This is a genomic window from Gluconobacter sp. (assembly GCF_047723935.1).
Lineage (GTDB): Bacteria > Pseudomonadota > Alphaproteobacteria > Acetobacterales > Acetobacteraceae > Gluconobacter.
On sequence record NZ_JBDOBO010000082.1, the window covers coordinates 1 to 6,329 of the forward strand.

Annotated in this window: 7 protein-coding genes; all 7 read right to left on the bottom strand. The window is 52.5% G+C overall.

The window, feature by feature from the left end; all coding sequences use genetic code 11:
- Positions 1-77 precede the first annotated feature (77 nt).
- The 7 genes from ABF979_RS14765 to mbnB all read right to left on the bottom strand — a co-directional run bounded on the left by ABF979_RS14765 (position 78) and on the right by mbnB (position 6,257).
- Positions 78-968, bottom strand: coding sequence for a CopD family protein (locus ABF979_RS14765; protein ID WP_078527199.1), 891 nt, complete (start codon positions 966-968; stop codon positions 78-80).
- Entirely contained in the window at positions 965-1,342 is a 378-nt protein-coding gene (gene copC, locus ABF979_RS14770) for a copper homeostasis periplasmic binding protein CopC (protein ID WP_157666432.1), read from the bottom strand. The genes ABF979_RS14765 and copC overlap by 4 nt, the downstream gene beginning before the upstream one ends.
- A 99-nt stretch (positions 1,343-1,441) precedes the next feature.
- Positions 1,442-2,731, bottom strand: coding sequence for an aminotransferase class III-fold pyridoxal phosphate-dependent enzyme (locus ABF979_RS14775; RefSeq protein WP_242407789.1), 1,290 nt, complete (start codon positions 2,729-2,731; stop codon positions 1,442-1,444).
- Between the two features lie 47 nt (positions 2,732-2,778).
- The gene (locus ABF979_RS14780) at positions 2,779-4,032 is read right to left on the bottom strand and encodes an MbnH family di-heme enzyme (protein WP_415560555.1); all 1,254 of its coding nucleotides are present in this window, start codon (positions 4,030-4,032) and stop codon (positions 2,779-2,781) included.
- On the bottom strand, positions 3,956-4,825 hold the full coding sequence (locus ABF979_RS14785) for an MbnP family copper-binding protein (RefSeq protein ID WP_250698321.1): 870 nt from the start codon (positions 4,823-4,825) through the stop codon (positions 3,956-3,958). The genes ABF979_RS14780 and ABF979_RS14785 overlap by 77 nt, the downstream gene beginning before the upstream one ends.
- A gap of 41 nt (positions 4,826-4,866) precedes the next feature.
- A complete protein-coding gene (gene mbnC, locus ABF979_RS14790; RefSeq protein ID WP_088364993.1) occupies positions 4,867-5,454 on the bottom strand; it encodes a methanobactin biosynthesis protein MbnC in 588 nt (195 codons plus the stop codon).
- Complete coding sequence (gene mbnB, locus ABF979_RS14795) at positions 5,451-6,257, bottom strand: methanobactin biosynthesis protein MbnB (protein ID WP_088364994.1); 807 nt, start codon at positions 6,255-6,257, stop codon at positions 5,451-5,453. The genes mbnC and mbnB overlap by 4 nt, the downstream gene beginning before the upstream one ends.
- Between the last annotated feature and the right edge of the window lie 72 nt (positions 6,258-6,329).

The window sequence follows — 6,329 nt, forward strand, 5'->3', positions numbered from 1 at the left end:
ATATTGGAATAAATATGATACTCCATAATTAAGCTCCCATTCGATTCATTTGCATATATAGCTATGTCGACATGGCTCTAGTTTGTAGGTAGAGATAAGGTTGTCGGGTCCATTCGCCCAGCAACGGCAACAATTGCAATAATAGCAGCAGAAAATGCAATTTCGGCTATTGTTCCGCGTTGAAGATATTTAAGGCTTGCCGTAATGTTTCTCTTCTGTCGTAGATTTCTTACGTAAACATATCGGTTGACGCAGGCGATACAGACCATACCGCTCGTTAATCCCAGCTTGAGAATGAGTAGTGTAGAATAGACAGTGAAATGCTTCGGCCATCCGCCCAGGATGTTCAGGCCCAGTCCAGAGCCGGTAAGTAGGACCAAAGGCACCGCGATATGTCCCGCAGCCGAATACCGTGCTAACGCCATTTGCATGGAGAGATCCCACTTCTTTTTTCGTGTATCACTGACAAGCATGGCAACGGGGATGAGGCCTCCGCACCAGAAACCACCTGCAAGCAAATGCACGGCCTGGAAGAACATCGCGCCCATACCGATCATGCGCACGTGACCTGTCAGAGCTGTCGCCGTCAGAAGCAAGCATGCGGGTATGACCGACAGGAGCGCGCCGCATTTACGCCAAGTTAGAAGTAGAAGACAGACACCAGCTACGGCCTGAATGATCCACGCCTGTCCAATGGTGGTGTCAACAAGCACGGCTTTGCTTAAAGTCGGCGAGAAGGCATCCTGCCACCCATCTCCGACCTCGGAGACTTCGGCTGGCAGTGTTGCAATGACTATTACTGTCGTAAAAACGCTCCCCCATGCCCAAAACTTTCTCAGGCGGGCAGAGAGTGCGATTCCGAGGTCGCGCGGAGCCAGCCACCCTGCAAAAAGCAGGCTACCTGTAAGAAAGAGCGCCAGGCTGTCTCGTGCGGCGCGACATAGGATCAGGAAAGCATCCGGTGTCATCGGTTAGTAACTGTGAACCCATAGACGCCATGAGTCTTGTGTCCATCGACGGCAAGGGCGTGCCAGGTTACGGAATACCGTCCAGGCACGAGCTCAATTTTGAGCGGGATCGTCAGAGTCTTGCCGTCATCCGACAGGGCAACGTTTCCTGTTTCTATAACATTACCCTTGGGGCCAGTGACAACGACGCCCGTGAGCTTGACAACTACTGCTTCAGTAAAGCCTAGCGTCAGGCTCTGCGGTGCCGTTCCCGTGCTATCCGCAGCGGGTGTTTCGGCGTTCAGGTGGGCATGTGCATAGGCAGGGTCCGCCATCTGCAGAACGAAATTCCCTGCGAGACACATAGAGGCAACGATTTTACGGATAGAAGTCATGTTTACTTTCCTTGCTTGGTGTGAATTACAGCAGAAAGACAAAGATTTTCAGAGAAGAAAGTCTCTTATTGACCAAAGAAAGGGATACTTTCGAGGCAGCTATGCTGTTGAAAACAGAACAGTATTGAAAGCTTTCGTCATGCGTTGCTCAAGCTCATCAATGTCTTTTTTAGAAATAATGAGAGGAGGTGCTAAAATTATGCTGTCGTATGAGATTCTTATCAGGACGCCGTGTTCCATACACGCTTTCACAACTGACCGTTTTATGTCTCTCTTCTCATCATTTCGGAAATCAAGCTCCCTGTAGCTACGGAATCCGACTTCAATCGCGCTTAATAATCCGATTGTCCGTGTGGATCGGACCAGTTCGTGTGCCGCAAGTTTCGAAATCATCTTTATCCAATGTTCCGAAATATCCCGCACATGATCAACTATTCTTTCATCCTCGTAGATTTTTAGCGTTTCAAGGGCGACGGCAGCGGCAACAGGATGTGCGTGATATGTGCCGCCATGATGAAACCCATGATGCATAATCGAGCAGTCCACCAATGCGGAGTGAAAATCATCATTCATGACGACCGCCGAAATCGGTTGATAGGCCGCTGAAAGCCCCTTCGATGCGACGAGGCAGTCGGGCGTCTGGTTGACGGTCTGGCTTCCCCACATCTTTCCGGTTCGACCGAAGCCCGTCACGATTTCATCGAAATAAAGAGGAATATCGCGCATCGACAAGACGTTGCGGATTGCTTCAAAATATCCTTCCGGCGCTGGGTACATGCCGCCAGCAATCGAGACTGGCTCGCAGAGAAATGCCGCGATATTTTCAGCACCCGTCTGATCTATCAGTTCTGCCAGTTCCCGAGCCAGTCGGTGCGCATAATCTTCTTCTGTTTCTCCAGCCAACGCGTCGCGTGGCCAGCGGGGTTGCGCAGCATACAGAATATCGTCACCCGTCAGATCGAATGAATTGATAATGCTTTCGATCCCGCCAAGTCTCGTGGCAAATATCGTCGATCCATGGTAGCTCCCCCGACGCGTGATTATTTTATGCCGTTTTGGATTTCGTTGTTTATTGATATACCAAGTCGTTTTAATGAGAGTTTCGATTGCTTCCGATCCGGTTGTGGCGAAAAGAACGTGAGCGTCCGGTATCGGCGCTGCCGCGCTGAGCGCGTCCGCAAGCGCATGGACGACAGGGACCGTCCGGTTTAGCGCGGTGGGATAGACTGGCAGCTCTCGCATCTGGCGTGTGGCGGCTTCGATCAGGCGTTCATTATGAAAGCCGAGCGTGGCGCAAAACAGTGCCGACACCGCGTCGATATAGTCTTTACCCGAAGAATCGAAGACGAAGACACCAGATCCAGATACCATATCGACGCCTGATGACATGGCGGAGTTGCTAAGATGCGATAAGCCGTACACTAGTCGCGAAGTCATCATTGTGCGCCTTTACCAGAGGAAGAGGCTGAGGGCAGAGCCAAAGGGCAGGTCTTTCCTGGATCTGAGAACGCCGGGTTGGTGAGGAAGCTCTGATCCGTCAGGGAGTTCAGGAAGGCGATCACGTCCGCGATCTCCGCCTCGCTGATATCGAACGGCTCTATGAACTGGTCGCGCAACGGGTTCTCTCCGTGTGGCCCTGTCGCCGACCGACCTCCCTTCGAGTAATGTGCTGCCAGCACGTCGTGCAGCGTAGCGATGGAGCCATCATGCATATATGGACCCGTCAGAGCCACATTGCGCAGGCTTTCCGTGCGGAATTTCCCCTCGTCCTCGGCATTGCCTGTCACTGTCCGCAGCCCGTGATCACTGGCAGGATAGGCCCCTTTGCCGTCCTCGTTATACAAGCCGGTATTGTGAAAGCCTGTTTCTGGAAAGGGCATGTTAGCCGCGCGGATATTGTCGGTCAGATTCAGGCCATTATGGCAATGCGAACATTCGAGCTTCTCGCCGAAGAAGAGCGCCTCGCCCCGTTGCGCGGCCGGGGACAGCGCCGTCTTGTCGCCATGCAGCGAGTGGTCGTAGGGACTGTCGAAGGACAGCAGCGTGCGCTCGAAGGATGCAATCGCCTTCGTGACCGTGGAGAGTGTGATCGCGCCCTTCGCCTCGGGGAAGGCGACACGGAACAGGCGCGCATAGCAGGGATCATCCGAGAGCCGGGCGAAAAGCACCTTTTCCTGGCCGCCCATGCCCAGCTCGACGGGTTGGTCGCTGAACATCGGGATCAGCATCTGCTTTTCCAGAGTGGTGAGCTGTGGATTGGCCCAGGTGTAGCTCGGCAGATAGGCTACGTTCGCCAGTGGCATCGGCGTGCGTAGTCCCGGCTCGCCATGCGCGCCTACATGCGTCGGGACACCAGAGGCAAAGCCCAGTTTCTGGAGATGGCACGACGCGCAGGCGAGCGTCCCATTCTCCGATAGCCGTTTGTCATAAAACAGCCGCCGCCCCAGTGCGACCTTCTCTGCCCTCATCGGATTGTCGGACGGGACGACTGGCGCAGGCGCCCAGGAGGGGATGTCCCAATGCCACGTCGTGGGCCGGGTTGCGGCCGATAGAAGCAGCGCCCCCCCACCCAGAAGGGCCATCTGGAGAACTTTGCGAAATAACGTGCGCATCTTATCGACCCCGAAATACCGACTGAGCCGGCGGAGAGGTCTCTGATCCGAATGGCAGGCCGAACTCACGGAACACACCTGCGCAATCCTTGTCGTCCGGTCCAGACATGCAACCTGGCGCACTATTAATCTGGTTGGTGCTGACATTACTCAGAGCGAGCAGTCGACTTATGTCGAGCTTCACGGTCTGATGCGCCGGATCGAACTCCGGCAGCGTGACCATGACGAGGTTCGAGGCCGTGCACGCGCCCTTCGGCGCCTCGACTGCGCTGGCGGACTCACAGCCGGTGCTCCCGATATGGACAGGGAAGCCGTGCGGTCGCGCTTTGTCGCCAGGCTTCGGAATCATCGTGATGTCGAGCGTGAAAAAACGATATCCTGACTGCCAGGTCCAGAACATGCTCGTCATGTTCAGTGGTGGCTGTGCAATCGTAGGATCGCCGTGATTGGCGGCCATAGGCAGCCCAACGGTGAAGCGCAGGCCGGTGAAATGGCCTTGCGGCCAAACAAAACTGATAGCCGAGTTCGGCGACGGAGCCGTATCGCTGCATGGAATATTGCGATCAATCAGGTCGATCAGCGCGATCCCGTCACGCTGCCAGAGGCCTGACGGCCCTGGCTTGACCGGCACCGCACGACCGTCCTTTGTGAGTAGCGCCACATCGTGGATGTAAAAGCGTAGATCGTTGACGCGCACAGTGTCGCCCAGCGTGCCGACCGGCGAAAGCGTGCGGGTGCAGCTTATCGGCTGATCGCCGAATACAGCTTGGAACGTCAGGTGCCCGAGTTTTGGCGCCGCATAGGTGTTTGACGACACCCCCGTTATCAAAGCGCTAGCGAACAAGGCTCTAAACATCATCAACGATTTCATTACCATCTCCCGATAACGGTCCAAAACGCGACTTATACGTCTCAATTCTGCGATGCGGCGTTATTCAGCAACGTCCACCCTGGAAATGTTTCCAAATCCCATGACGGAATTAGAAAGTATCCGAATCCGTTCTCTGGTGGGGGCGGTGGCGAGCCGATATTTATTTCTTCGATGCTCCTTACTATGTGGACGTTCCGTGCCTTGAATGCGACAGTCCATGTCGGATCGGAGCTATGTGCTATCGCAATCCCCAGAAAGGACGAGCGGTCGAGGGCCGCCCATTGGGCAGCAGCAACAGCACGCACTTCACGGCAGACCTGTTTTGTTAATTTCCCGGCCAATGGAGATTGAGCAAGCCAGTCATAGACTGACAAGTGAAGGGTCCAATCCAAGGGATCGCGGTGCTCATAGGCCCATTCCATAAACGGCCTGAATATGACGCCGTTATTTTCGTCATCTATTTCCTGTAAAGAAGGGCAGGGATCGAATATCGCGTGCCACGTTCCTCGTAACGCTATATTTATCCTTACCTGTTGGCGGTGAGAAAGATTGAAATCTCTTTCTCGTGAAGGGCGTGTCATGCTGCTGATAACATCGCAATCACGCTCTAAATTATGGTCAGAAGTCATTTAACAGCGTTCTTCTGCAATGTAATTTGTTGTCGTATTCTTGTGATATCTTGAACAATACTGTCATATTCAACATTACGATCTCGTTCGTACGTGATAGTCGTTTCTGAATGGCAAAGCCTTGATCTCAGGTCGGAGAGAAAACTCAGTGTTTCCACAGAAATCTCGGTGCCGTGTGTGTCGATCATTACATTCGGATCACTTACCGACGGCTCGTAACTTCCTACATGAAAATGCCGTGTTTCGTTTGCTTCGCTGATCCAGCTTTCCGTGGAGGCGCCACAATTTATCTCGGAACAGACAGCGTTCGATATATCAAACAATAGCCCTGTCCCGACTTCCCTTCGCAGATCAGAAAAGAATTCGGGCGCTTCAAATCCACCATCTAATATAGACGGAAAATTTTCTAGAAATAATTTCTCACCAATTTGCTCCTGCCACCACGATGCTTTCTCAATTAAAACTTTTCTGTTCCTGTAGTCTATCTCGGAAAGGAATGAGAGATTTTGGCCATTGCACGAAAAAGACGCAAGGTGGTCAGAAATGTATATAGGCTTTAGAATATGTGCATGATAGCGAATTTGTTCAGCCATCTGGCTCAGAGATTCTCTATCATTTTCTAAAAATCTGGAGCGCATAATGTGGAAAGAAACTGGACATTTGATAGTTGCCAGTAGCTCGTGCGGATCTAGATGAAGAAAGTTATCTATAAGAATTTCGTAGTAATCTATATGACCATCATTTAGTAATTTGTTTGCAATTGGCAGAACTTCGCTTCTGGTAAAATTAAAACCGATGCGCATGATGGTCTCCCTTAATTAGAATAGGAAAGGGTGCGCCCATGGCGCCCACCCCCAAAGGTTCAGTTATAACCA

What these genes read in the sequence shown, in the direction of transcription:
- ABF979_RS14765 (WP_078527199.1), bottom strand. Translation starts at nt 968, where the DNA reads ATGACACCGGATGCTTTCCTGATCCTATGTCGCGCCGCACGAGACAGC.
- copC (WP_157666432.1), bottom strand. Translation starts at nt 1,342, where the DNA reads ATGACTTCTATCCGTAAAATCGTTGCCTCTATGTGTCTCGCAGGGAAT.
- ABF979_RS14775 (WP_242407789.1), bottom strand. Translation starts at nt 2,731, where the DNA reads ATGTCATCAGGCGTCGATATGGTATCTGGATCTGGTGTCTTCGTCTTC.
- ABF979_RS14785 (WP_250698321.1), bottom strand. Translation starts at nt 4,825, where the DNA reads ATGAAATCGTTGATGATGTTTAGAGCCTTGTTCGCTAGCGCTTTGATA.
- mbnC (WP_088364993.1), bottom strand. Translation starts at nt 5,454, where the DNA reads ATGACTTCTGACCATAATTTAGAGCGTGATTGCGATGTTATCAGCAGC.
- mbnB (WP_088364994.1), bottom strand. Translation starts at nt 6,257, where the DNA reads ATGCGCATCGGTTTTAATTTTACCAGAAGCGAAGTTCTGCCAATTGCA.